At 75.0% G+C, this 24026-nt stretch carries 24 protein-coding genes; 16 read left to right on the top strand and 8 right to left on the bottom strand.

Going from position 1 to position 24026, the window contains the following annotated elements:
* The first annotated feature begins 102 nt into the window (after positions 1–102).
* The 4 genes from DMP15_RS14350 (at position 103) to DMP15_RS14335 (ending at position 5782) form a co-directional block, all read left to right on the top strand.
* Positions 103–1110 carry an LLM class flavin-dependent oxidoreductase gene (locus DMP15_RS14350; RefSeq protein ID WP_337826016.1) on the top strand — a complete coding sequence of 336 codons (1008 nt, stop codon included), beginning with the start codon at positions 103–105 and terminating at the stop codon, positions 1108–1110.
* A 29-nt stretch (positions 1111–1139) separates the two neighbouring features.
* Positions 1140–1511: a nuclear transport factor 2 family protein gene (locus DMP15_RS14345; protein WP_337826015.1), complete on the top strand. Its 372-nt coding sequence runs from the start codon at positions 1140–1142 to the stop codon at positions 1509–1511.
* Between the two features lie 830 nt (positions 1512–2341).
* Positions 2342–5530: a transglycosylase domain-containing protein gene (locus tag DMP15_RS14340; protein ID WP_337826014.1), complete on the top strand. Its 3189-nt coding sequence runs from the start codon at positions 2342–2344 to the stop codon at positions 5528–5530.
* Positions 5531–5569: 39 nt separating this feature from the next.
* Complete coding sequence (locus DMP15_RS14335; RefSeq protein ID WP_073574628.1) at positions 5570–5782, top strand: hypothetical protein; 213 nt, start codon at positions 5570–5572, stop codon at positions 5780–5782.
* Between the two features lie 10 nt (positions 5783–5792).
* On the opposite strand, the gene DMP15_RS14330 is transcribed toward DMP15_RS14335, so the two are convergent.
* On the bottom strand, positions 5793–6686 hold the full coding sequence (locus DMP15_RS14330) for a LysR family transcriptional regulator ArgP (protein WP_073574627.1): 894 nt from the start codon (positions 6684–6686) through the stop codon (positions 5793–5795).
* 75 nt (positions 6687–6761) lie between these two features.
* On the opposite strand from DMP15_RS14330, the gene DMP15_RS14325 reads away from it, so the two are divergent.
* The 4 genes from DMP15_RS14325 to DMP15_RS14310 are packed head-to-tail and all read left to right on the top strand — an operon-like array spanning position 6762 to position 8984.
* Positions 6762–7358, top strand: coding sequence for a LysE family transporter (locus DMP15_RS14325; RefSeq protein ID WP_073574626.1), 597 nt, complete (start codon positions 6762–6764; stop codon positions 7356–7358).
* Between the two features lie 23 nt (positions 7359–7381).
* Entirely contained in the window at positions 7382–8212 is an 831-nt protein-coding gene (locus DMP15_RS14320) for a helix-turn-helix domain-containing protein (RefSeq protein ID WP_073574625.1), read from the top strand.
* Positions 8209–8601: a VOC family protein gene (locus tag DMP15_RS14315; protein WP_073574624.1), complete on the top strand. Its 393-nt coding sequence runs from the start codon at positions 8209–8211 to the stop codon at positions 8599–8601. Before DMP15_RS14320 ends, DMP15_RS14315 begins: the two co-directional genes overlap by 4 nt.
* Positions 8598–8984 (top strand): MmcQ/YjbR family DNA-binding protein, encoded by a 387-nt coding sequence (locus tag DMP15_RS14310; protein WP_073574623.1) that lies wholly within the window; start codon positions 8598–8600, stop codon positions 8982–8984. The genes DMP15_RS14315 and DMP15_RS14310 overlap by 4 nt, the downstream gene beginning before the upstream one ends.
* Positions 8985–9377: 393 nt before the next feature.
* Here the strand turns inward: DMP15_RS14310 and DMP15_RS14305 are convergent, their stop codons facing one another.
* From DMP15_RS14305 to DMP15_RS14295, 3 genes are read right to left on the bottom strand one after another with little or no spacing between them, the layout of a single operon-like run.
* The gene (locus DMP15_RS14305; protein ID WP_337826013.1) at positions 9378–10313 is read right to left on the bottom strand and encodes an ABC transporter permease; all 936 of its coding nucleotides are present in this window, start codon (positions 10311–10313) and stop codon (positions 9378–9380) included.
* The gene (locus tag DMP15_RS14300; protein WP_073574621.1) at positions 10313–11521 is read right to left on the bottom strand and encodes a quaternary amine ABC transporter ATP-binding protein; all 1209 of its coding nucleotides are present in this window, start codon (positions 11519–11521) and stop codon (positions 10313–10315) included. The genes DMP15_RS14305 and DMP15_RS14300 overlap by 1 nt, the downstream gene beginning before the upstream one ends.
* Positions 11518–12474 (bottom strand): glycine betaine ABC transporter substrate-binding protein, encoded by a 957-nt coding sequence (locus tag DMP15_RS14295; RefSeq protein WP_073574620.1) that lies wholly within the window; start codon positions 12472–12474, stop codon positions 11518–11520. Before DMP15_RS14295 ends, DMP15_RS14300 begins: the two co-directional genes overlap by 4 nt.
* 202 nt (positions 12475–12676) lie before the next feature.
* Between DMP15_RS14295 and DMP15_RS14290 the strand changes: the two genes are divergently transcribed.
* A complete protein-coding gene (locus DMP15_RS14290) occupies positions 12677–13441 on the top strand; it encodes an alpha/beta fold hydrolase (protein ID WP_073574619.1) in 765 nt (254 codons plus the stop codon).
* A gap of 94 nt (positions 13442–13535) precedes the next feature.
* Here DMP15_RS14290 and DMP15_RS14285 read toward each other — a convergent pair whose 3' ends face one another.
* Together DMP15_RS14285 and DMP15_RS14280 are read right to left on the bottom strand one after the other, a co-directional pair.
* Entirely contained in the window at positions 13536–13970 is a 435-nt protein-coding gene (locus DMP15_RS14285; RefSeq protein WP_073574618.1) for a TIGR03668 family PPOX class F420-dependent oxidoreductase, read from the bottom strand.
* Between the two features lie 5 nt (positions 13971–13975).
* On the bottom strand, positions 13976–14860 hold the full coding sequence (locus tag DMP15_RS14280; RefSeq protein WP_073574617.1) for an SMP-30/gluconolactonase/LRE family protein: 885 nt from the start codon (positions 14858–14860) through the stop codon (positions 13976–13978).
* Between the two features lie 81 nt (positions 14861–14941).
* Here DMP15_RS14280 and DMP15_RS14275 point away from each other — a divergent pair, with 81 nt between their 5' ends.
* From DMP15_RS14275 to DMP15_RS14265, 3 genes are all read left to right on the top strand, one after another.
* Positions 14942–15928, top strand: coding sequence for a pirin family protein (locus DMP15_RS14275; protein ID WP_337826012.1), 987 nt, complete (start codon positions 14942–14944; stop codon positions 15926–15928).
* Between the two features lie 66 nt (positions 15929–15994).
* Positions 15995–16339, top strand: a complete 345-nt coding sequence (locus tag DMP15_RS14270) for an ArsR/SmtB family transcription factor (RefSeq protein WP_062395752.1) — start codon at positions 15995–15997, stop codon at positions 16337–16339.
* Complete coding sequence (locus DMP15_RS14265; RefSeq protein WP_073574616.1) at positions 16336–16830, top strand: SRPBCC family protein; 495 nt, start codon at positions 16336–16338, stop codon at positions 16828–16830. Before DMP15_RS14270 ends, DMP15_RS14265 begins: the two co-directional genes overlap by 4 nt.
* Here DMP15_RS14265 and DMP15_RS14260 read toward each other — a convergent pair.
* Positions 16794–17624: a helix-turn-helix domain-containing protein gene (locus tag DMP15_RS14260; RefSeq protein ID WP_073574615.1), complete on the bottom strand. Its 831-nt coding sequence runs from the start codon at positions 17622–17624 to the stop codon at positions 16794–16796. The genes DMP15_RS14265 and DMP15_RS14260 overlap by 37 nt on opposite strands.
* A gap of 147 nt (positions 17625–17771) precedes the next feature.
* Here DMP15_RS14260 and DMP15_RS14255 point away from each other — a divergent pair, with 147 nt between their 5' ends.
* Genes DMP15_RS14255 through DMP15_RS14240 form a run of 4 tightly spaced genes read left to right on the top strand, consistent with a single transcriptional unit; the run spans position 17772 to position 23258 of the window.
* Complete coding sequence (locus DMP15_RS14255) at positions 17772–18725, top strand: VOC family protein (RefSeq protein ID WP_073574614.1); 954 nt, start codon at positions 17772–17774, stop codon at positions 18723–18725.
* A complete protein-coding gene (locus DMP15_RS14250) occupies positions 18725–19345 on the top strand; it encodes an alpha/beta hydrolase (RefSeq protein ID WP_073574613.1) in 621 nt (206 codons plus the stop codon). Before DMP15_RS14255 ends, DMP15_RS14250 begins: the two co-directional genes overlap by 1 nt.
* A 9-nt stretch (positions 19346–19354) precedes the next feature.
* Entirely contained in the window at positions 19355–22438 is a 3084-nt protein-coding gene (locus DMP15_RS14245) for a DEAD/DEAH box helicase (protein WP_337826011.1), read from the top strand.
* A complete protein-coding gene (locus DMP15_RS14240) occupies positions 22431–23258 on the top strand; it encodes an SWIM zinc finger family protein (protein WP_073574611.1) in 828 nt (275 codons plus the stop codon). Before DMP15_RS14245 ends, DMP15_RS14240 begins: the two co-directional genes overlap by 8 nt.
* 372 nt (positions 23259–23630) lie before the next feature.
* On the opposite strand, the gene DMP15_RS14235 is transcribed toward DMP15_RS14240, so the two are convergent.
* Entirely contained in the window at positions 23631–23963 is a 333-nt protein-coding gene (locus DMP15_RS14235) for a DUF3817 domain-containing protein (RefSeq protein WP_073574610.1), read from the bottom strand.
* Between the last annotated feature and the right edge of the window lie 63 nt (positions 23964–24026).

Below are 24026 nucleotides of genomic sequence, written 5' to 3'. Positions count from 1 at the left end.
CAGAGGTGGTGCGAACAGATGGACCTCCGATGCTAGTCGGGGGCCGCGAACCGGTTTCGACCGCCGGGAAGACGCCCGGCGGGTGCGGGTGTTGCAGCCGTCGTGGTCCCTCTCTCCGTGCTCGACCTGGTCCCCGTGGCCGACGGCTCGTCGGCCACCGACGCGCTGGCGCACAGCACCCGCCTGGTACGACGGGCCGAGGAGCTGGGCTTCACCCGCTACTGGGTCGCCGAGCACCACGGCATGCCCGGGATCGCCAGCTCGTCGCCGCCGGTGCTGATCGCGCACCTGGCCGGGGCGACCGAACGGATCACCGTCGGCTCGGGTGGGGTGATGCTGCCCAACCACCGCCCGCTCGTCGTCGCGGAGCAGTTCGGCACCCTCGAGGCACTGCACCCCGGCCGGATCGACCTCGGCATCGGGCGCGCCCCGGGCACCGACCCGCAGACCGCCGCCGCGCTGCGCGGGACCGGGACCGACCGGCTGCACGCCCCCGACGACTTCCCCGACCAGCTCGTGGAGCTCGCGGCCTACTTCCGTGGCGACGCCGGCGTGCTCGCCGTACCGGCCGTGGGGAACGCTCCGACCATGTGGCTGCTCGGCTCGTCGGGCTACTCGGCGAAGGTCGCCGGGATGCTCGGGCTGCCGTTCGCCTTCGCCCACCACTTCTCGGCCGCGAACACGCTGCCCGCGCTGGAGCTCTACCGCGAGCACTTCCGGCCCTCGGCGCTGCTGGCGCAGCCGTACTCGATGATCGCCGCCGCCGTGACCTGCGCCGACACCGACGAGCGCGCCCACGAGCTGGCGCTGCCCTCGGCGCTGCAGTTCCTGCACCTGCGCCTCGGCGATCCGCGCCCGCTGCCCGGCCCCGAGGAGGTCGCGGCCTTCGACTGGACCGACCCGGCCCGGGCGTTCGTCGAGCAGCGCCACGCCGACCAGGTCATCGGCTCGCCGGAGACCGTGCGCGCCGGCGTCGAGGAGCTCGTGGCCCGGACCGGGGTGGACGAGCTGATGGTGACGACCTCGACCTTCCGCGGCGAGGACCGGCTGCGCTCCTACGAGCTGCTGGCCGGCGCCGTCGGCCTGCGCCCGGCGGCCGCGGCCGCCTGACCCGGGGCGGGTGGGGCATGATCGCCGGCGTGAACGACGCCGCCGCCCGCTTCCGGGCCGCGATCGAGGCCGGAGACCTCGACGCGGCCGTCGCCCTCTGCCGCGACGACGTCGAGTTCCGCTCGCCCGGCGTGCACCGCCCCTACCGGGGCCGGGAGGCGTTGCGCCCGATCCTGGGCGCGGTGTTCACCGTCTTCGGCGGGTTCCACTACGTCGCCGGGTACTCCGGCGACGACGGGCACGTCCTCGAGTTCGCCGCGACCGTCGGGGAGCGCGAGGTGCAGGGCGTCGACATCCTGCGCACCGACGAGGAGGGCCGGATCCGCGAGCTCACCGTGCTCGTGCGGCCGCTGTCGGCCGCGGTCGCGCTGCGCGACCGCATGGGCCCGCTGCTCTCCTGACCCGTTGCCGCAGGTCGGCGTCGGGGTTGCCGCCGCCCGTCGATCGACGACGGCCGGTCGTCCCGCCGGATGCGGCCGTCCGGCCGTCCGGCGCTGGGCCGCCCGCGCGTCGTCGCACGCAACCGGCCGTTGCTCGACGCAGTGATCGTGTCGCCTGTGCGTCCCTTCGGCCGCGGGCACGATGGTCCGCATGCCGCACCATGATCGGGCGATCCGGTCACGGAGCGCGCCATCACCCCGCTGACGTGCCGACATTCGAGTGACGTCGATCAGGTGGGCACAACGCCGCCCTCCGGTCCCTCGTTGACACAGCGAACTCGTTGACCGGGTGAGACCACGCCACCGTCCGGTTCCGCCGGCCGTCGACCAGAAGGGAGAGCCGGTTGCCCGCAGGCCCGCCCCCACCGCCGCGGTCGCGCCGCTCCCCCGGGTCCGATTCCCACGGATCGACCGGTTCCGGTCGTGCGGTCGACACCGAGGAGCGCCCGACCGGCCGGCACGGCAGCGACCAGGTCGCCCGCGCCGACTCCGGCGCTTCGGCACGGCACGGCGCCCCCGCCGGTGGACGGCGCGCGCGGTCCGCCGAGCCGGAGGCCCGTTCCTTCGCCGACGTCGTCCGGTCGACCGGGTCGACCGGACGTTCCGGCCCGGACGGGGCCCGCGGCACCGGGGAGGACGGCGGCACCGGCCGTCGGCGCTCCCGGCGGGCCGGCGAGGCCGCTCGCGCGACCGCCGCCCCCGTTACCGGGGCCCCGGCGGACGGCGCCCCCGCGCACAGCGCTCCCCCGCACAGCGCTCCCCCGCACAGCGCTTCCGCGAACGGCGCTCCCGTGAACGACACCTCTGCGAACGGCTCGGGCAACGGCTCCGTGGGCAGCGGCTCCGTGGGCAGCGGCTCCGGCACCCCCGGCTCCGCGGGCAGCGGCTCGGGCGGCAGCGGCTCCGGCTCCGGCGTCAACGGCTCCGGGGGCACCACGAAGGTCGGGCTGCGCGTGCGCGGCGGCACCGTGCCCCGCGAGCCCGGCAGCACACTGCGGCCCGGCACCACCGGTGCAACGCCCGCGGGCCCGCCCCCCGCGCCCGCGCCCCGGCACACCACCGGCCCGCAGCGGCGCCCCGGCGCCGGCGGACCCGGCCGCCCGGGCCCCGCACCGTCGTTCCCGGCCGGGCAGCCCACCGCGCCGGCGCCGGCCGGGCCGGTCGACCGCCCGGGGGCCGGGGCACCACGATCCGGCACCGGCGACGCCCACGGCGCCGCGCCTGCCCCAGGGCACCGGAACACCGGGCCGCACGCCCGGCCCCGCCCCGCCCCGGCGGCGCCGAGCGCCCCCGGCGCCGGTCCGCAGGGCGCCGCGCCCCGCCCCGCGCAGCACCCGTCGCTGCCGCCGGTCCCCCGGCCCGCCATGCCCCCGACCGGTACCGCCCGGCCCGGCCCGGCCTCCGCCGCCACCACGGCGGCCACCACCGGGGTCACCGCTGCGGCCACCACGGCCGTCGCCGCGCCCTCGGCACCGTTCCCGGGCCCGGCGGTCCCGCACGGCACCGCCGCGACCACCCGCACCGGCCGCCGTCGTCGTCCCGAGCCGGACGAGGGCGCGGAATCCACGACCGACGCCCTGCCCGCGCGCACCGGCGGTCGCCGCCGCCGTCCCGGACCCGGCGACGCCGCGACCGCGCTCGCCCCCGCCGCCGAGGCCCCGACCGGGCTCGTGCCCGCCACCGCCCCGCGCAGCGACGGCGGTGCGCCCACCGCCCGGGTCACCGCCCCCGGCAACGGGGCGGACGCCGAGTTCGTCGACGCCGCGGCCCCCGGCCCGCGCCGCCGGCGCCGCGCCGAGCCCGACGGACCGTTCGACCGGGTCATCGCACTCGTCGGGCCCGGCGTGGGCGTCGTGCGCCGCCGCCTCGGCATCCTCGACGCCGACCAGAAGGCAGCCCTCACCCCCGAGGAGCGCCGGACCCGGCGTCGCCGGCAGGTCGTGTACTCGCTGGTCGGGACGGCCGCGTCGATCGTGCTGCTGCCGCTGCTGCTGCTCGGGCTCGGCTGGCTGCTGTTCCCGATCCCCAGCACCGACGACGCGGTGCAGAACCAGATCGCCACCGTCTCCTACGCCGACGGCGGCCAGCTCGCCCGCCTCGTGCCCGAGCAGGGCAACCGGATCAAGGTCGGGATGGACGCCATCCCGGTGCCCGTGCGCGAGGCCGTGCTGGCGGCCGAGGACCGGTCGTTCTACTCGAACCCGGGCTTCGACTTCACCGGCATCCTGCGGGCGATGGTCAACCAGCTGACCGGCGGCGTCGGCGGCGGGTCGACGATCACCCAGCAGTACGTCAAGAACACCCTGGTGGGTAACGACGCGACGTACTGGCGGAAGTACAAGGAACTGATCGTCTCGCTGAAGGTCTCCGGGCAGAAGTCCAAGGACGAGATCCTCAACGACTACCTCAACGCCATCTACTTCGGCCGCGGCGCCTACGGCATCGAGTCCGCCAGCCTCGCCTACTACGGCAAGCCCGCGGCCCAGCTGACCCCCAGCGAGGGCGCACTGCTCGCCGGGATCATCCAGTCGCCGTCCAACTGGGACCCGGCGAACTCCCCGGACCGGGCGAAGCAGCGCTGGAACTTCGTCCTCGACGGCATGGCCGCCCAGGGCTGGATCTCCCAGGCCGACCGGCAGGCCGCCGTGTTCCCGCAGACCATCGCGCCGGAGAACACCTCGCGCTCGTCGTCGCTGACCGACGCCCGCGGCCACATCCTCAACGCGGTCCGCTCCGAGCTGGGCTCGCTGGGCATCTCCGAGCAGGCGTTCGCCCAGGGCGGCCTCCAGGTGACGACGACGATCGACCCGCAGCGCCAGCAGCAGCTCACCGACTCGGTCGAGCAGAAGCTGCGCGGCGAGCCGGAGCTGCTGCGCACCGGCGCGGTCGCGATCGACCCGCGCACCGGCGGCATCGTCGGCTACTACGGCGGGCCGAACGGCACCGGCCTGGACTACGCCCAAGTCATGAAGCAGCCCGGGTCGACGTTCAAACCGTTCGCCGTGCTCGCCGGGCTCCTGAACGACCCGCCGATCGGCCTGGGCACCACCTTCGACGGGTCCGAGCGGCCGGGGCTGCGCAACGCCGAGGGCGCCAACTGCCCGCGCTGCGACCTCAAGCAGGCGATGACGATCTCCAACAACGTCGTCTTCACCAAGCTCGCCGCACAGGTCGGGCCGCAGAAGGTCGCCGACGCCGCCCGCCTCGCCGGCATCACCGCGCCACTGGAGAACCCCGACGCGCGGCTCCCGCTGGGCAACAAGGAGGTCACGCCGGTCCAGCTGGCGTCGGCCTACGCCACCATCGCCGCGGGAGGTGTCTGGCACGCCCCGCACATGGTGTCCAAGGTCGTCGACTCCGACGGGCGGGTGCTCTACGAGTACCAGCCGGGCGAGGGCGAGCAGCGCTTCCCCGAGCAGGTGGCGCGCAACGTCGCCGAGGCGATGATGAACGTCGTCGACAACGACGGGCTGCAGCTGCCCGACGGGCAGGAGGCCGCCGGCAAGACCGGCACCGTCCAGTCCCGCTTCGAGGGCCAGAACAACGACGCCTGGTTCGCCGGCTTCACCCCCGGGATCGCGACGGCCGTGTGGGTCGGGACCGACCGCAACGACCCGATCCAGGACTCCGCGGGCCGCCCGATCAACGGCGCCGACCTGCCCGGATCGGTGTGGAAGGCGTTCATGTCCGACACCGTGCGCGCCACCGGCACGGCCGAGTTCCCCGCGTTCAGGCCGATCGGTGAGTCGCCCTCCACCCTGGCGCCCAACGAGCCGACCGCCCCGCCGACGCCGACGAGCACGCCGTCGGCCGAGCCCACGCCGGAGCCGACCGCGGACCCGGTGGCCCCCACCGATCCTCCGGCACCGGTCGAGCCGACCGGTGTCCCGGAGACGACCGGCGACCCGGTGCCCGCCCAGCAGGACGACACGCAGCCGGGCGCGGACGCGGGCCGCGCCGCCGACCCGACCGTCGGCTGATCCGCCCCGTTCGCGCCGCGGCCGGGCTACCGTGGACGGGTGACCGGTGACCATCACTTCGAGGTGGTGGCCTGGCGGGCGGACCGCAGGCTCACCCTCTACGTGCCGGGCATCGAGGCGTCGACCACCGTCGACGACCCCCGGGTGGCCGAGGACGCGGTGCGCGACCTGATCGCGGACCTCACCGGCGTCGACCGCGGGGTCATCACCTGCGACATCCGGCTCGGACGCCCCTGGCGGTCCGGGATCTGAGACCTCCCGGTCAGCGGGCCGGCGGCACCAGGATCGTCGCCGCCGCGGCGCAGACCGACTCGGTGAGTGCGTCGAGCACCGTGGTGCGGAGCTTCCAGTGCTGCCAGTACAGCGGGACGTCGAGATGCCGCTCGGCGTCGAGCAGCACGAGCCGCCCGGCGGCCGCGGCCTCCCGGGCCGGGCCGTCGGTGAACATCCCCCAGCCCAGACCCGCACGGATCGCGTCGTGGTAGCCGTCGGCGGCGGGCACCCGGTGCGCCGGGCCGGTGCACGGCCGGTGGGTGAGCCCGCGGACGAACCGCGTCTGCAACCGGTCCTTCGGCCCGAAGTCGACCCGCGGGGCGAGCGGGAACGCCTCGGCCGGGTCCCGCCCGGCGAACCACCGGTCGTACACCGGCCGGGCGGCGACGGGCCGGTAGCGGGTCGCGCCCAGCGGCCGGACCGTGCAGCCCTGCACCGGCGCGGACGACGTCGTGACCGCCCCGACCACCGAGCCCTCCCGGAGCAGGGCCGCGGTGTGCTGCTCGTCGTCGACGTGCAGGTCCAGCCGGACCCCGTACCGGGCGGCCAGCGGGACCACCGCGGACAGGAACCAGTGGGTCACCGAGTCCGCGTTCACCGCGATCGGCAGGTGCGTGCCCGCGGTGTCGGCGCTGCCGAAACCGGCCTCGACCTCCCCCTCGAGCACGGCGATCTGGCGGGCGAGCCGCAGCAGCGCGGCGCCCTCCTCGGTGGCGACGCAGGGGCGCGTGCGGCGCACCAGGATCCGGCGCGCCTGCCGTTCCAGGGCCTTGATCCGCTGGGACACCGCGGACGGCGTGATGGACAGCCGCGCGGCGGCGGCGTCGAACCCACCCTCCTCCACCACGGCGCTCAGGGTGGCGAGCCGCTCCCGGTCGTACATGAAGCGATTCTACAGTTCATGACGTTCTTTCAGTTGCTGACGTATTCCTGGCGCGGTCGGCCTAGCGTCGGTGACGTGAGTGTGCTGGCGGGATTCGGGACGGGACTGTCGCTGATCGCGGCGATCGGGGCACAGAACGCGTTCGTGCTGCGGCAGGGGCTGCGACGTGAGCACGTCCCGGCGGTGGTGGTGTTCTGCGTGCTGGCCGACCTGGTGCTGGTGACCGCGGCGGTCGCGGGCGTCGGGCTGGTCGTCGACCGGGTGCCGGGCCTGGTCGAGGTGGTGCGCTGGGGCGGCGTCGCGTGGCTGACCGGCTACGGCCTGCTGGCGCTGCGGCGCGCCCTGCGTCCCGCCGGTCTCGACACCGACGTCCGCGGCGCGGCGCGCCCGCTCGTGCCCGTCCTGGGGAGCGCCGCCGCACTGACCTTCCTGAACCCGCACATGATGCTGGACCTGCTGGTGCTCGGGTCGCTGGCCGCCGCGCACGGCGACGACGGCCGGTGGGCGTTCGGCGCCGGGGTGGTCGTGGCCAGCCTGACCTGGTTCTCCGGGCTCGGCTTCGGCGCGGCGCGGCTCGCGGGGCTGTTCGCCCGGCCGACGGCGTGGCGGGTGCTCGACGGCGTCGTCGCCACGGTGATGCTCGGCCTGGCGGTCGCGCTGGCCGCCGGGTGAGGAGTGGGGGTACAACATCGTCCATGTCCGCCGAGTACGTGCCGGGGCGGCCGCCCGCCGCACTGCGAGCGCACGTGCTGCGCTACCTCGGCTACCGCGAGCACGCCGCCGCTCCCCTGCGTCGTCGTCAGCCGCCGTCCGCCGGGACCGCGCTGATCCTGGGGCTGCACCCGCTGACGCTGTCCGGGCCGGCCGTCGGGACCGGGCCGGCGGCCGCGTTCGTCGGCGGCCTGAGCGACACCTGGGTGCTGACCGAGTTCACCGGCCCGCAGGCCGGGGTGCAGGTGGACCTGACCCCGGCGGCGACCTACACCCTCCTCGGCGGGCGGGCGCTGCCCGGCGGCACGGTGCCCCGCCTCGACGAGCTCGACGACCCCGTGCTCGCCGCGCTGCCCGCCCGCCTGGCCGCCGAGCCCACCTGGGACGGCCGATTCGACCTGGTCAGCGGACTGCTCGCGGACCGGCTCCTGGACGACCGGGCACGCCTCCCCGCACCCGAGGTGCGCTACGCCTGGGACCGGCTCAGCGCGACCGCGGGCCGGGTCGGCGTCGCGGAGCTGGCCGCCGAGACCGGCTGGAGCCGCCGCCACCTGCAGTCCCGGTTCCGGACCCAGGTCGGTCTCGCCCCCGGCACCGTCCGCCGGGTGCTGCGCTTCGCGCGCGCCGCGGAGCTGGTCGGGGGCGGGCGGGACCCGCTCGCGCTCGTCGCCGCCGAGTGCGGCTACGCCGACCAGCCCCACCTCTCCCGCGAGTTCCGGGCGCTCGCGGGGATTTCACCCGCCGCATTCCGCGCCGAACAGTTCCCATTCCTTCACGACGCACCGCCGCGCCCCGGTCAGGATGGTTCGTCATGAGCATCCACCCGACCCTCCGCTACGACGACCCCCGCGCCGCCATCGCATTCCTCACCACGGCGCTCGGCTTCCGGGAGGTCGCCGTCCACACCGGCGACGACGGCGGGGTCGCCCACGCCGAGCTCGCCTGGGACGACGGCGCCGACACCGGCGTCGTGCTGATCGGACCGCGCCGCGCCGGGGGCGACCGCTTCGACACCGGTCGGACCGTGGTCTACCTGACCTGCGACGACCCGGACGCGGTGCACGCCCGCGCGGCCGCCGCGGGGGCGGAGATCACCATGGCGCCGGTCGACCAGGACTACGGTTCGCGCGAGTGCGCCGTCGCCGACCCGGAGGGCAACACGTGGAGCGTGGGGACCTACCGGCCGTCCGCGGGGCGCCCGTGACCGCACGCCACCCGGACCCCGCCGACCCGCTGCCGTGGCTGCGGGAGATCTGCCTGTCCCTGCCCGAGGTGACCGAGAAGCAGAGCCACGGGTCGCCGTCGTGGTTCGTGCGGAGGATGTTCGTCTCCTACGCCGGGCACCACCACGGCCACCCGCACCTGGCGTTCTGGTGCGCCGCGGCGCCGGGTGTGCAGGCCGAGCTGGTCGCCGAGGACCCGGCCCGCTTCTTCCGGCCCGCCTACGTCGGGCACCGCGGCTGGCTCGGGGTGGTGCTCGACGGCACCGGCCCCGACGCCGCCGACCGCGACGAGATCACCGAGATCGTGACCGACGCGTGGCGGTGCGTGGCCCCGGCCCGGCCGGCCGGCCGGCTCGACAGCTGACCCAGGGCGCGGCGCCCGACCCGCGGACGGACCGGAGCAGCGAGGTCAGCAGCCGGGCGTGGTCGGCGTCGGCCTGGCTCGGGTCACGGCGCTCGTCCGCGACGGCGCCGGCGACGCGATGGCCGAGCAGAGCCGGCAGATCTTCGTCACGTGCACGGCCGGCCGCCTCGGACCACCCGACCATGATCACCGGTTGTGGAGGATGAGGCCCGCGTCGTGAACGGATCGCTCCACAACCGGTGATCTTCCGGCGCCGGTCGAGCCGAGGCGACGTCCGGTCGGGCGTCCGGGTACACCGCGGAGCCGGCCGGACCGCGGGGATGCGGTGCGGACGCCGGACGCTCGCACGGCACCTCACAGGGCCGACCGGCGCCGATGCCGGGCGGACGTCGCTCAGGCGTTCGCGCCGGTGACCGCCGAACCGGCCGGAGCCGGGGACGTGCGCTCCGCGGCCCGCGCCGCGGCCTTCTGCGGGCGACGGGCGCGCAGCTTCGCGAGCAGGCTCCCCTCGGGGCGCTCGGCCAGTGCCGAAGTGAACCGGTCGAGGAAGATCGCCACGATGACGACGGCGAGCCCGCCCTCGACACCGGTCGCGATGTCGAGCTGGGTGACCGCGCTGACCACCGTCGTGCCCAGCCCGTCGGCACCGGCGAGGCCCGCGACGACCACCATGGACAGCGCCAGCATGATCACCTGGTTGACGCCGGCCATGATCGACGGCAGCGCCATCGGCAGCTGCACCTCGCGCAGGATCTGGCGGGGGTGGGCCCCGAAGGCGTGCGCGGCCTCGACGACCTCGCCGTCCACGCCCCGGATGCCCAGCTCGGTGAGCCGGACCGCGGGCGCGATCGAGAACACGATCGTCGCGACGACGCCCGGCACCACACCGATGCCGAACAGCAGCACCACCGGGATCAGGTAGACGAACGCCGGGACCGTCTGTGCCAGGTCGAGGACCGGGCGCAGCGTCCGGCTCGCCGCGCGGCTGCGGGCGGCCCAGATGCCCAGCGGCACACCGATCGCCACCGCGATCAGCGCCGCGACGAGCACCAGGCCGAAGGTCTCCATCGTCTCGGTCCACAGGTCGAACGAGGACACGACGAGGAAGCCGACCAGGGTGAACACCGCGAACCCGACCCCGCGCACGAGCAGCGCGAGCGCCACGAGCAGCAGCAGCCAGACCCACCACACCGGGGCGGTGAAGATCGAGGTCACCGCCTCGACGACCGCGGTGATCGCGACCCCGACGGCGTCGAACACGACCCCGGCGTTCTGCAGCAGCCAGAGGATGAACGCCTCGACGTAGCTCCCGAACTCGAACCTGGGCATCAGGCGTTCCTCCCGTCGGCGGTGGCCTCGTCGTGGGTCGACAGGGCGGCGAGCACGGCACCGCGCGGGACGACGCCGGTGAGGCGGCCGTCGTCGACCACCGCGAGCGGGACCGGGTTGCGCCCGACCTGGTGCAGCAGGTCGATCAGGGGCCGGCCCGGTTCGGTGGTGCGGTACTCCTCGACCAGGGCGGACCGGTCGATGCCGGTGGCGCCCCGCCCCGCGGCGTGGCCGAGCCAGTCGTCGCGGACGACACCGAGGATGCGGTGGCCGTCGTCGACGACGTAGGCGCCGGTCGCCTCGGCCCTGCCCAGCCGCACGAGCACGTCGGCGGGGCGCTCGTCGAGGGTGACGGTGATGCGGGCCTCGCGGATCACGTCGGCGGCGGTGAGCACCCGGCTGCGGTCGACGTCGGAGACGAACTCGGCGACGTAGTCGTCGGCCGGGGACTCCAGGATCTGCGGCCCGGTGCCGACCTGGACGAGCCGGCCGTCCTTGAGCAGCAGGATGCGGTCACCGAGCAGCATGGCCTCGTTGAGGTCGTGGGTGATGAACACGATGGTCTTCTTGAGGTCCCGCTGCAGACGGACGAGCAGCTGCTGCATGTCGCGGCGGATCAGCGGGTCGAGCGCGGAGTAGGGCTCGTCCATCAGCAGCACATCGGTGTCGCTGGCCAGCGCCCGCGCCAGCCCGACGCGCTGCTGCATGCCGCCCGAGAGCTGGCCGGGCAGCGCGTCGGCACGGTCGCCGAGGCCGACCTGCTCGAGCGCCCACTCGGCCTTCTCGCGACGGGTGCCGGCGTCGACGCCGCGGATCTGCAGCCCGTACTCGGCGTTCTGCCGCACGGTGCGGTGCGGCAGCAGCGCGAAGTGCTGGAACACCATCGCGATCCGCTCGTTGCGCAGCGTGCGCAGGTCGGCGGCGCCGAGCGAGCCGAGCTCGCGGCCGTCGACGGCGATGCTGCCCGAGGTCGGCTCGATGAGCCGGTTCAGCAGCCGGACCAGCGTCGACTTGCCGGAGCCGGACAGGCCCATGATCACGAACAGCTCGCCGTCGCCGATGTCGAAGGACACGTCGTGCACGGCCAGGGTGGCCCCGGTGCGGCGCTGGATCTCCGGCCGGCCGAGTCCCTCGCCTGCCAGCCGCACGGCCTCGTCGGCGGCCTTGCCGTCGCCGAAGACCTTCGTCAGGTTCCGTACCTCGATCATGCTCCGGCTCCCACCCACTGGCGGACGCGGTCCGGGTGCGCGGCCACGTACTCGCGGGCCACCACCTCCACGTCCTGGTTGTCCACGTCGACCCGCTGGAGCATCTGCTCGACATCGGGCAGCGGCAGCTCGAAGCGGCGCAGCATCGCCGCGAAGCCGGGGCTGGTGCGGGCCAGCTCGGGGCTCGCCGCCGTCCAGGCCGAGTACGCCGGCATGGCGCAGGCGCCGTCGCCGGTGGTGTAGCAGTCGTCGCGGGCCGGGGTCGGCTCGGTCAGCTTGGTCAGCGCGAGCTCCTCGAAGATGTAGTGCGGCCGGTACAGGTAGACCAGGATCGGCTGGCGGCGCTCGTAGGCGCGGCGCAGCTCGGCGATCTGCGCGGCCTCGCTGGAGGTCACCTGCTCCAGGTCCAGCCGGTACCCGGCGAGGCGCTTCGCGTTGTACTCGGTGGTGAGGAAGCTGGGGTCGGAGTCGACGAGCCGGTTGCCGAGGGCGTCGGCGTAGTCGTTCAGCTGGGTGACGCTGGTCAGCCCGGCGAGCGGCTGTCCCGGCTCGACCGCGTAGCTGGGGACATACCAGCCCTGCTCGGCGCCTTCGTAGGTCGGGTGGACCAGCTCGATCCGTTCCGCCGCCTTCGCGGCCAGCTCGGACTGGTTGGGCATCGCGACCTCGGTGAGGGCGTCGACGTCGCCGCGCTGGGCGCCGGCCCAGGCGGTCGCGGGTCCGACCTGGATGGTCTTGAGCCGGCCGACGCCGAGCTCCGGGTGGGCCGCGACGACCTCACCGAGGATCGCGTTGGTCAGCTTCGCCGCGCTCCACGGGAACTGGGCGAGCCGGACGGTCGGGCCGTCGGCACCGGCGGCCGCGCAGCCGGATGCGGCCAGCAGCACCGCGAGCAGGGCGGTGACCAGGCGGACCGTCCTGGTCCGGGGTACGGCAACGGGCGGATCGGCCACGGGGGCACGTCCTCTCGGGGGTCGTCGGCTCTCCGCGTCCCGGTCGGCTTCAGGACACGCGGGCAGGCGTCAACGACAGGCGGACGACCACATCCGGCACAGGTCGACGTCCAGACGCGACGTCAGCCGGAGGTCGGGAATCACGCGAACGAGCCTTCACGACCGTTCCGGACGGCGCAACAGCGAGCACTACGATCGTGATGTGCCTGCGACGTCTCTGCTCGAACTGGACGGCCTGCGCCACGAGTACTCCGACACCGGTGACCCCGGCGACGACCGTGCGCCGCTGCTGTTCCTGCACGAGGGGCTCGGGTCGGTCGGTCTGTGGCGTGGGTTCCCCGAGCGGGTCGCGGCCGCGTCCGGGCGCCGGGCCGTCGCGTACTCCCGGCTCGGGCACGGCCGCTCCGACCGCCCCCGCACCCCGCGGACCACGGCGTTCATGGCGACCGAGGCGACGACGACCGTCCCGGCCCTGTGCGCCGCGCTCGACCTGGAGCACCCGGTCCTCGTCGGACACTCCGACGGCGCCACGATCGCGCTGCTCGCGGCCGCGGCGATGCCGGTCACCGGGGTGGTCGTGCTCGCCCCGCACGTGCTGACCGAGCCGTTCGCCCTCACCGCGATCCGGGCCGCCCGCACCGCGTTCGACGACGGCGACCTCCGCACCCGGATGGCCCGCCACCACGACGACCCGGACGCCGCGTTCCGCGGGTGGAACGACATGTGGCTGGCCGAGGAGTTCACCGACTGGGACGTCCGCGACACCCTGCCCGGGATCACCGCGCCGGTTCTCGCCGTCCAGGGCGACGACGACCCGTACGGCAGCGCCGTGCACGTCCACGCGGTCGCCGAACGGGCGTCGGGACCGGTGACCCTCACCGAGCTGTCCTGCGGGCACGAGCCCCACCTGGAGCTGCCCGAGCAGACGCTCTCGGCGGTGACGGCGTTCCTGCGCACCCTCCCCTGACCGGCCCGGCCCATGATCTCGCGTCCGCGCGCGGGACCGCGGTGCGCGCGCGACGTACTGCGCGCGGGGAGCGGTTCCGCGCGCGAGCCTGTGCTCACGGGCGGGGGGTGGCGGTCCAGGCGGTCCAGCGGACGGGGGTCAGGGCCAGCACCGGGCCCTCGGGTGGCCGGGCGGCGTAGGGGGCGTACCGGGCGGCCAGGGCCGCGACGGCGCGGGAGTGCAGGTCGCCGTCGTCGTGGATCGTCGCGGTGGCGTCCAGGCGCACCCACCACAGCTGTGACCAGTCGTCGTCGTAGTGGTCGGCGAGCAACGCGACGCGTGGGTCGGCCTCGACGTCGCGCAGCCGCGCGAGCCGGCGGTGCCGCTTGGGCTTGACGTCGTCGACGGCGGACACCACCAGCCCGTCGACGAGCGCGAAGGTGACCGGCACCAGGCGCGGGGTGCCGTCGGTGGCGCGGATCGTCGCGAGCCGCGCCACCCGCGCGCCGGTCAGCAGCGAGCGGGCAGCGGTCTCGTCGAGGGAGGGCACAGGTCTCAGGCCGCCGGGACGTCCACCCGGACGGCGAGCAGCCGCGCCAGGCGGGTGTCACGGCGCTCGTGCTCGGCGAACCCGGGGGCGGTGCAGAGGAACAGGGTGTGGCCGTCGTCGCCGCCGAGTGCGCAGGCGTAGGTGCCGACCTGGCCGGTGGAGACCTCGCCGTCGACCATCCCGCCGGGGCGGACCCGGATCGCCCGGTTGCCGATGGCGTCGGCGACCCAGATCGCACCCTCCGCGTCGGGGGCGGAGATGCCGTCCGGGGCGACGGTGAGCTCGGCGATGGCGTCGAACGGGTCCTCGGCGGCCGACGGCGGACCGAACAGCGCCCAGTCCCGGCGCGGGCCGAGCGTGCCGTCGTCGCCGACCGCGAAGGCGGACATCCGGTTGCCGAAGGTCTCGGCGACGACGAGGTCCCCGCCGGACAGCGTGGGTCCGTTCGCGAAGTGCAGCGGCTCGCTCGCGACCGACACGCTCCCGTCCGGCGCGACGCGCAGCAGCGGCGCGGCGGCCCGCGGGGCACCGTTCATCAGGTCGAAGCCGAAGCTGCCCACCCAGAGGCCGCCGCCGCCGTCGACGACCATGTCGTTCAGGACGTGCTCGGCGTGGCCGGACAGGTCGGCGTGGGTGGCGAGGGTGCCGTCGGTCTCGCGGCGCAGGATCCGCCGGTCGCGCATGGACACGATCAGCAGCCTGCCGTCGGGCAGCCAGCCCAGGCCGGAGGGCTGCTGGGGCACCTCGGCCTCGGTGCGCAGGTCCGACCCGTCGGCACGGGCCGAGAGCACCCGGTGGGTGTAGAAGTCGCTGACCCAGATCCTCCCGTCGTGCCAGCGTGGGCCCTCGAGGAAGGACATGTCCGACAGCACCGTCGACAGCTCCGTCATGGCGATCAGTCTGGCCCCCCGGGAATCCGGGCGCCAGCGCGGTCGTTGATCGTGCAACAACCACCGACCGTGGAGGTCCCGATGCCCGCCGTCTCCGTCGCCGACGTCAGCGCCCTGCCCCGTGTGCCCGTCCCCGGCCCGACCGACCTGGACCGGGGCGTCCGCAGCGTCACCACCGCTCCGCGCGGGTACGAGGGCGAGGGCTTCCCGGTCCGCCGCGCCTTCCAGGGGGTGGACCTGCGCGACCTCGACCCGTTCCTGCACATGGACCAGATGGGCGAGGTCGAGTACGCCCCGGGCGAGCCGAAGGGCACCTCGTGGCACCCGCACCGCGGCTTCGAGACCGTCACCTACATCATCGACGGGACCTTCGAGCACGGTGACAGCCACGGCGGCGGCGGGACCATCACCGACGGCGACACCCAGTGGATGACCGCGGGCTCGGGCCTGCTGCACATCGAACGCCCACCGGAGTCGCTGGTGCGCAGCGGCGGGCTGTTCCACGGACTGCAGCTGTGGGTGAACCTGCCGCGCGCGGACAAGTGGCTGCCGCCGAAGTACCAGGACCTGCGGGGCGGCGAGTCCGCGCTGGTCACCACGCTCGACGGCGGCGCGCTGCTGCGGGTCATCGCCGGCGACGTGGCGGGCGCGTCCGGACCGGGCTCGACCCACACCCCGATGGCGATGGTGCACGCCACCGTCTCCCCCGGCGCACAGCTGCGGCTGCCCTGGCCGCGGCCCTACAACGCGCTTGTCTACGTACTGAGCGGGTCCGGCACCGTCGGTGCGGACCGACGCCCGGTCCGCACCGGCCAGCTCGCCGTGTTCGGGCCCGGGGACCTGATCACGGTCGAGGGCGGCACGGGGCAGGAGTCCCGTCACCCGGCGCTGGACGTCGTGGTGCTCGGCGGGCAGCCGATCCGCGAGCCCGTCGCGTGGGCGGGCCCGTTCGTGATGAACACCCGCGAGGAGGTGCAGCGGGCGTTCGAGGACTACCAGCGCGGCCGTCTCGGCGTGGTGCCGTCGGACTACGTGCCGCACGGCTCCCTCCCCGGCTCGTTCAACTGACGGGTTGAACACGAGCCCTCCCCGCGCTACGGTGTATTCAACCGCGAGGTTGAACGAGGAGGAGACGTGGAGGACCGGCTGAACCGGGTCTTCGCCGCACTGGCGGACCCGATCCGGCGCGACATGGTGGCCCGGCTGGCGACGGCCGACGCGACCGTGAACGAGCTGGCCGAGCCCTACGACGTCTCCGTGCAGGCCGTCTCCAAGCACATCCGGGTACTGGAGGACGCGGGGCTGGTCCGGCGCAGCCGGCAGGCCCAGCGTCGTCCGGTGCACCTCGAGGCGGAGGTCTTCGACCTGATGACGGCCTGGATCGAGCGGTACCGGCGGCAGGTGGAGGAGCGCTACGCGCGCCTCGACGACCTGCTCGCCGACGAGTCCGCACCCACCGAGCACGAGGAGACGGCATGAGCACCACCGGCACCCGCGGCACCCGCGGCACCGCCATCGAGACCGTGGACGACCTGCCCGCGATCCGCATCACCCGGGAGTTCGACGCACCCCCGGAGCGGGTCTTCGACGCCCATGTCGACGAGGACGAGGTCGTGCGCTGGCTGGGGCCGCGCGGGCTGACGATGACGGTGCACCGCTGGGACGCCGAGACCGGCGGCGGCTACCGCTACACCCACGCCGACGACGGCGGCGAGTACCGCTTCTTCGGCTCGTTCCACGAGGTCCGCGCCCCGGAGCGGATCGTGCAGACCGTCGCCTTCGAGGGCTTCCGCGACAGCGTCTGCCTGGAGACGATGACCCTGACCCCGCTGCCCGGCGGGCGGACCCGGTTGGTCGCGCAGTCGCTGTACGACTCGTTCGCCGCCCGCGACGCGATGCTCGCCTCGGGGATGGACGTCGGGGTGAACGAGGGCTACGAGCGGCTCGACGAGCTGCTGGCCTCCCGGTAGGCCGCCGGGGTCAGGCCCGTCGCGCGTTTGAACACCTGCCCGAAGTGCGAGGGCCCGCGGAACCCCCACCGCGACCCGATGGCCGCGGCGGGCACGTCGGCCAGGCTTGCGTCGGCCAGGTCGCGCCGGCACATCTCGACCCGCCGCGCACGGATCCAGGCCGCGGCGCTCGTCCCGGTCCCGGCGAACAGGTTGTGCAGGTGGCGCGCGGACACGAAGTGCGCGGCGGCGATCCCGGCGGGGGCGAGGTCCGGGTCGCCGAGGTGCGCCTCGACGTAGGCCTTGATCCGGTCCAGCAGGTCGCAGTGCGAGGCGGGCTCGGCACCGGCCGTGCTCCGCAGCAGCACCCCGACCAGGTCCACGGCGTGGCGCACCGCGACGGCGGCGTGCGGGCCCATCGCGAGCCGGTGCGCGTCGAGATGGCGCAGGGTGTCGCACACGTAGCCGGCCAGGCCGGGGCCCGCGTCGAACGCGGTGCCCGCCACCCCGGTGAGCGGCTCGCCGCGGGGCTCGACGCGGTCGCGGGGGAACGACACGCACAGCGCGCGGAACGCGGCGTCCGCGGTGGGGGTGCCCGGGCGGGCCGGGTCCAGCAGCGCCCATCGCCCGGGAACCAGCGGCTGACCGTCGCCGAGCAGCGCGCTGCCCGCGAGCGCCACGACCAGGACCAGGCGGTCGCCACCGGGGGCGGGCAGGTCGCCGGTGACGGTGGTGAAGGAGACGCCGACGGGTCCGGAGCCGTCGGGTCCGGAACCGGGTCCGGAGTCGGTGGGACGGTCGGCGACGGTCGTCATCGGCGGCTCCTGGTCGTGCTGGTGGCCGCACCCAGCCTAGTCACGCAGCAGCCGCCCACCGGGCCGGTGCGGGCGTGCACGCGGACGACAGCGGTCTGCGCCCGTCGGCGATGTGCCGCGGCCGCCGCGTTCCTAGCGTCTGCGCACGTGGCTCATGTCGAAGGCTCCCATCATGTGACCCTGTCCGTCGCCGGCGCCCAGGAGGACGTCGACTTCCACACGAAGATCCTCGGCATGCGCTTCATCAAGCGCACCGTCCTGTTCGACGGCTCCCTGCCGATCTACCACCTCTACTACTCCAACGCCGACGGCGACCCGTCCAGCGTGGTCACCACGTTCCCGTGGGCGCAGGCGGGCCAGTTCGGCACCCGCGGCACCAACCAGGCCCGCGAGGTCCTGCTGTCGGTGCCGGAGGGCTCGCTGGACTTCTGGGCGCAGCGGCTGCGCGCCCACGACGTCGAGGTCAGCGACGTCGAGCGGTTCGACCAGCGGCGGCTCGCGTTCGCCCACCCGTCGGGCATCGAGTACCAGTTCGTCGCGAACGCCGGTGACCCGCGCCGCGGCTACGAGGGCAACGGCGTGTCGGCCGAGCACGCGATCCACGGCATCCACGGCGTCGGCGTGCACATGACCACCCCGGACCGGATGGTCGAGTTCGCCGACACCTCGTTCTTCGCCCAGGGCGACCCCGCCGAGGACGGCGACGTGTTCGGCCTGCGGATCGGCGACGCGAAGGTCGGCAACCACCTGGAGATCACCGTCAACCGGCACGACGACCAGGGCACCTGGCGCTACGGCGCGGGCACCTACCACCACTTCGCGTGGAACGTGTCGGACCTGGCGAACCAGGACGCGGTGAAGTTCGACATCGAGGGCGCCGGCTACACCGACATCTCCGAGCTCAAGGACCGCAAGTACTTCAAGAGCGTCTACGTCCGGACGCCGAGCGGGGCACTGTTCGAGCTGGCCGTCACCCACGACGAGGGCGGCTGGACCTGCGACGAGTCCCCGCAGGAGCTCGGCACCCGGTTCCAGCTGCCCGAGCAGTTCGAGCACCGGCGCGAGGAGATCTTCGCCAAGCTGGAACCGATCGAGGGCTGATGGCCACCTGGGGGGATCCGGACGCGCCGCTGGTCGTGCTCGCCCTGCACGGGCGGGGCCGCGACCCCGACGACATGCGGGCCACCGCGGCCCGGTTCGGGGACGTGCCCGCCCGGTTCGTCGCCCCGCCGGCGCCGGACGGCAGCTGGTACCCGAAGCCGTTCCTGGAGCCGTTCGACGAGAACCGCGACGCGCTGCTGCGCGCCCTGGGCATCGTCGACGACGAGCTGGCCCGGCTCGCCGACGCCGGTGTCGGCCGGGACCGGGTGGTGCTGTGGGGGTTCTCCCAGGGCGCCTGCCTGGCCGCGCACCACCTGCTGGTGCGCGACCCGCGCCCGTGCGCGGGGCTGGTGCTGTTCACCGGCGGGTTCGTCGGTCCGGACCCGGTCCCGGCGCCGCCGGCCGGGGCGCTGGCCCCGACCCCGGCGGTGCTGCGGTCGATCTCGCGCGACCCGTGGGTGCCCGCGCACCGGGTCTCCGACACCGCATCGCTGCTGGTCGCCGGCGGCGCGCGGGTCGACCTGCGGATCGACGACGGCGACGAGCACGTGATCACCGACGAGGCGTGCGCGGCCGCGGCCGGGCTCCTGCACGCGGTCGCTGTCGGGGGTCGCCTCTAGCGTGGGGGTGTGTTCGTCGTCCACGCCCTGCACTCCCCCACCCGGGGCGTCCTGCTGTGGGCGGAGGACGGCGAGCGCACCCCCCGCACCGACCGCCGGTCGCTGCGCACGGCGCGGCCGCACCCGTTCGCGGTGCCGTCGGACGAGCTGGCCGCGATCCATCCGGGCAAGCCGGCGTCGGTGACGGTGCTGCTGCCCTCGCACCCGTCGGGCCCGCAGGACTCCCCCGGCCTGGTCCGGTCCCGGCCACGCACCCGGAGCCGGGGCACGCCGACGCTGGCGCCGTGGACGGTGCCCGCGGTCGTCGTCGACCCCTCCGAGCTGACCGACCCCTCCGACGAGGTCCGCTACGGCGCCGGGTTCGCCCACCTCGCCGACCTCGCCCGGCTCGCCGAGGAACTCGCGGCCCGCGGCCGGGTGCTGCCGGTCCTGCTCACCGAGTCCGGCCGCCCCGCGGCGCGCTGGCGCCCGGTCGTCCAGGGTCTCGACGCGGTCGCCCGCGCCGACCTCGTCCGGCGGCTGCCCCCGGTCGCGCGGGCCGAGCAGCGCCGCCCCGGCGACGTCGCCGGGCAGGACCCGGACACCCTGGTCGACGCCGCGCTCGCCCGGTTCACCGACGCCGCCGTCCGCGAGCGGCTGGGGCGCAGCGCCGCGATGCCCGTCCCGCTGCCCGCCCGCACGGACGCCCCGGCGGCGCTGCTGCACGCCTTGACCGGTCCGTCGGCGGACCTGCCCGCGGTCGGCGCCGGGCTGCGGGTGCTGCGCGAGGCACTGGCCGTGTGGGACGACGTCGGCCGCGAGCAGCCCGGCGCCGCCACCGCGCTGTTCCGGCTCGCCGAGGTCTCCACACTGCACGACCCGGCCGACCCCGGCCCGGACCTCGACGACCAGACCGGCGACGGCACCCGGTGGGAGCTCCAGTTCGCGCTGCGCTCCACCGAGGACCCGAGCCTGGTGTTCGACGCGGCCGGCGTGTGGGCCGGGGAGGCCGACGCGCTGGTGTCCGGCGCGCAGGACGTGCTGCTGGCCGAGCTGGGGCGGGCCGCGCAGGTGCTGCCCGGGCTGGTGCCCGCACTGCGCCGGGCCCGCCCGACCGGGCTCGAGCTCGACGTCACCGGAGCCCACCGGTTCCTCACCCGGGACGCGCCCGCGCTGCTGTCGGCCGGGTTCGGGGTGGCGCTTCCGCGCGGGTGGGACGGGCGCCGCCCGCTGGGGCTGCGGCTGTCGGCGTCGTCGGCCCCGGCGCCGGGGGTGATCACCCGCGGCGGGCTGGGCCGTGACGAGCTGGCGGAGTTCCGCTGGTCGCTCGCCGTCGGCGACGAGGAGCTGGGCGAGTCCGAGATCGCCGCGCTGGTGGCGGCGAAGGCGCCGCTGGTCCGGCTGCGCGGGCGCTGGGTCGCCGTCGACGCCCAGGCGCTGGCCCAGGGACTGGACTTCCTGCGCCGCCACCGGGACCGGCCACCCACCGTCGGCGAGGTGCTGGCCGCGGCCCGTGGCGACGCGGGCGCCCCGCTCCCGGTGACCGACGTGTCCGCCCGCGGGCACCTCGGGGCGCTGCTCGAGGGCACCGCCGAGCGGACGCTGACGCCGGTGCCGGCGCCGCCGGGGTTCACCGCGACGCTGCGCCCCTACCAGGAGCGCGGGGTGGCGTGGCTAGCGTTCCTGTCGTCGCTGGGCCTGGGGGCGTGCCTGGCCGACGACATGGGGCTGGGCAAGACCGTCCAGCTGCTGGCCCTGGAGGCCCACGACCGGTCCGGCGGGCCGACCGGCGCCCCGACCCTGATCGTGTGCCCGATGTCGATGGTCGGCACCTGGCAGCGGGAGGCCGCGACGTTCGCACCCGGCCTGCGGGTGCACGCCCACCACGGGGCCGCCCGCCCGCGCGGCGAGGCCCTGCACGCCCGGCTGGGCGAGGCCGACCTCGTCGTCACCACGTACGCGACCGCGACCCGCGACGCCGAGGACCTGCGGGCGTGGCGGTTCCACCGCCTCGTCCTCGACGAGGCCCAGATGATCAAGAACGCGCACGCGGCGGCGTCGCGCACGATGCGGTCGTTCGACGCCGGCCACCGGGTCGCGCTGACCGGCACCCCGATGGAGAACCGGCTGGCGGAGCTGTGGTCGGTGATGGACTTCCTCAACCCCGGCGTCCTCGGGGTGCCGGAGGTGTTCCGGCAGCGGTTCGCGGTGCCGATCGAGCGCCACCGCGACGCCGGGACGGCCCGCACCCTGCGCCGGATCACCCGGCCCTACCTGCTGCGGCGGGTCAAGACCGACCCCACGGTGATCGACGATCTTCCCGAGAAGATCGAGATCGTGGCCGACCACCGGCTCACCCGGGAGCAGGCGTCGCTGTACCGGACCGTCGTCGACGACATGATGGAGAAGATCGAGGGCAGCGACGGCATCGAGCGCCACGGCAACGTGCTGGCCGCGATGAGCAAGCTCAAGCAGGTCTGCAACCACCCCGCGCAGCTGTTGCACGACGGGTCCCCGATCCACCGCAGCGGCGGGCGGCACCGCTCGGGCAAGGTCGCCCGGCTGGAGGAGATCCTGGAGCCGGTGCTCGCCGCCGGGGACCGGGCGCTGCTGTTCACCCAGTACACGGAGTTCGCTGCGATGCTGCGTCCGCACCTGTCGGCGCGGTTCGACACCGAGGTGCTCTACCTGCACGGCGGCACCCCGAAGAAGCGGCGCGACGAAATGGTCGCCCGGTTCCAGTCCGGGGAGGGACCGTCGCTGTTCCTGCTCTCGCTGCGCGCGGGCGGCACCGGGCTCACGCTCACCGCGGCGAACCACGTGATCCACCTGGACCGGTGGTGGAACCCGGCGGTGGAGGACCAGGCCACCGACCGGGCGTTCCGGATCGGGCAGCGGCGCGCGGTGCAGGTGCGCCGGTTCGTGTGCCCGGGGACGGTCGAGGAGCGGATCGAGGATCTGGTCACGGCGAAGCGGTCGCTGTCGGACATGGTGGTGACCGGCGGGGAGGACTGGCTGACGTCGCTGTCGACCTCCGAGCTGCGTGCGGTGTTCGCGCTCGGCTCGGACGCGGTGGCCGACCTCGACGAGGAGACGGGGGACGCCGATGAGTGACCGGCCGTTCTGGGCGCAGGAGGACTTCACCGGTGGGCCGCCGCGCCGCGTCGAGGGCGGTATCCGGATCCACGCGGCGGCGGGCGCGGTCGCCCGGACCTGGTGGTCGGCGCGGTTCCTGGCGGTGCTGGAGCAGCTCGGCGTCGGCGGGCGGCTCTCGCGTGGCCGCAGCTACGCCCGGTCGGGGCAGATCGTGTCCCTCGACGTCGACGCGGGCGCCGTGGTCGCGCTGGTGCAGGGCACCCGGCCGCAGCCGTACCGGGTCCGGATCGGGCTGCGGGTCTGGGACAAGACGCAGTGGCGGCGCGTGGAGCAGGCCCTGGCCGCCGACGCCTGGTACACCGCGGCCCTGCTGTCGGGGACCGTGCCCCCGGAGATCGAGGAGCTGCTCGACGGCCTGGAGCTGTCGTTGTTCCCGGCCGCGGGCGCCGACCTGTCGCAGGACTGCTCGTGCCCCGACCACACGGTGCCGTGCAAGCACCTGGCCGCGGTGTTCTACGTGCTCGCCGAGCGCTGCGACACCGACCCGTTCACCCTGCTCACACTGCGCGGACGCGACCGGGACGCGCTGCTGGAGCGGTTGCGGGCCGAGCGTGACAGCGGCGACGACCCGTCCGCACCGGCTGGGCCGGCCCCGCTGGCGGACCTGCTGGACCGCTTCTGGGACGGCGCGGCGGGGTCCGCTCCCCCGCGGCCGCCGGACACCGAGCCGGGCGCGGTGCTGGACCAGGTGCCCGAGCCGTCGCTGCGGGCGGGCGGCGGGCGGCTGACCGACGCGTTGCGGCCGGTGTACCGGGCGCTGGCCCACCCGGACGCGTGAGGAACCGGGAACGTATGAGGGCCCGGTCGCCGTGGTCGAGCGACCGGGCCCTCGTCCCGAACTGACGCGCCGCTCCCACCACGAAGCGACACGTGAAACTTAGCCAAGGCTTACCTACACTGTCAAGCCGTGGGCAGGAGCGGGTTCCCCCGGAGAGCCGGGAGGCGATCGAGAGTCGCGGCCGACCCCCCGGCGCGTTCCGCCGAGCCGGGCACGACACCCGCCCGGAACGCGGGACGGCCCGGCCGCTGTGGTCGATGCGGCCGGGCCGTGTTTCCCGAACTGACGCGCCGCTCCCACCACGAAGCGACGCGCTGAAGTTAGCCTAGGCTTACCTCAGCCGTCAAGAGCGGCACGGGAATCCGGGAGGACTCAGCCGGCGATGGGCCGGCCGCGGGCCGGGTCGAGGCGGCCGGTGACCCCGGCGTGGCGCTCGAACCAGATCGTCGTCAGCGGCGGGATGCTCGCGAGCAGGCCGATCACGGTGGTGCGCAGGTCCCAGCGGAACATCCGCGCGGTCCACAGTGTGACCAGCACGTAGGCGACGAACAGCGCCCCGTGGATCGGGCCCATCACCTGCACCCCCACCTCGGTGGTGGCCAGGATCCACTTGAAGAACATGCCGATCAGCAGGCCGGTCCAGGACAGCGCCTCGGCGACCGCCACGACCCGGAAGGCCTTGGCGACGAGGGACGGGTCGTTCATGACGGGTGCTTCCTCCAGGCGGACGGGACGTCGGAGTCCACTCTGCCGTATCCGCCGCACCAC

The organism is Pseudonocardia sp. UM4_GMWB1, assembly GCF_017312155.1.
Lineage (GTDB): Bacteria > Actinomycetota > Actinomycetes > Mycobacteriales > Pseudonocardiaceae > Pseudonocardia > Pseudonocardia alni.
Note: the sequence above shows the minus strand (reverse complement) of the source record. Positions and strands in the feature narration are given on the sequence as shown.

Excerpts from the sequence above, each read along its gene's own strand:
- DMP15_RS14330 (WP_073574627.1), bottom strand. The coding sequence starts at position 6,686 with ATGTACGACCGGGAGCGGCTCGCCACCCTGAGCGCCGTGGTGGAGGAG.
- DMP15_RS14320 (WP_073574625.1), top strand. The coding sequence starts at position 7,382 with ATGTCCGCCGAGTACGTGCCGGGGCGGCCGCCCGCCGCACTGCGAGCG.
- DMP15_RS14315 (WP_073574624.1), top strand. The coding sequence starts at position 8,209 with ATGAGCATCCACCCGACCCTCCGCTACGACGACCCCCGCGCCGCCATC.
- DMP15_RS14305 (WP_337826013.1), bottom strand. The coding sequence starts at position 10,313 with ATGCCCAGGTTCGAGTTCGGGAGCTACGTCGAGGCGTTCATCCTCTGG.
- DMP15_RS14300 (WP_073574621.1), bottom strand. The coding sequence starts at position 11,521 with ATGATCGAGGTACGGAACCTGACGAAGGTCTTCGGCGACGGCAAGGCC.
- DMP15_RS14280 (WP_073574617.1), bottom strand. The coding sequence starts at position 14,860 with ATGACGGAGCTGTCGACGGTGCTGTCGGACATGTCCTTCCTCGAGGGC.
- DMP15_RS14275 (WP_337826012.1), top strand. The coding sequence starts at position 14,942 with ATGCCCGCCGTCTCCGTCGCCGACGTCAGCGCCCTGCCCCGTGTGCCC.
- DMP15_RS14265 (WP_073574616.1), top strand. The coding sequence starts at position 16,336 with ATGAGCACCACCGGCACCCGCGGCACCCGCGGCACCGCCATCGAGACC.
- DMP15_RS14260 (WP_073574615.1), bottom strand. The coding sequence starts at position 17,624 with ATGACGACCGTCGCCGACCGTCCCACCGACTCCGGACCCGGTTCCGGA.
- DMP15_RS14250 (WP_073574613.1), top strand. The coding sequence starts at position 18,725 with ATGGCCACCTGGGGGGATCCGGACGCGCCGCTGGTCGTGCTCGCCCTG.
- DMP15_RS14240 (WP_073574611.1), top strand. The coding sequence starts at position 22,431 with ATGAGTGACCGGCCGTTCTGGGCGCAGGAGGACTTCACCGGTGGGCCG.
- DMP15_RS14235 (WP_073574610.1), bottom strand. The coding sequence starts at position 23,963 with ATGAACGACCCGTCCCTCGTCGCCAAGGCCTTCCGGGTCGTGGCGGTC.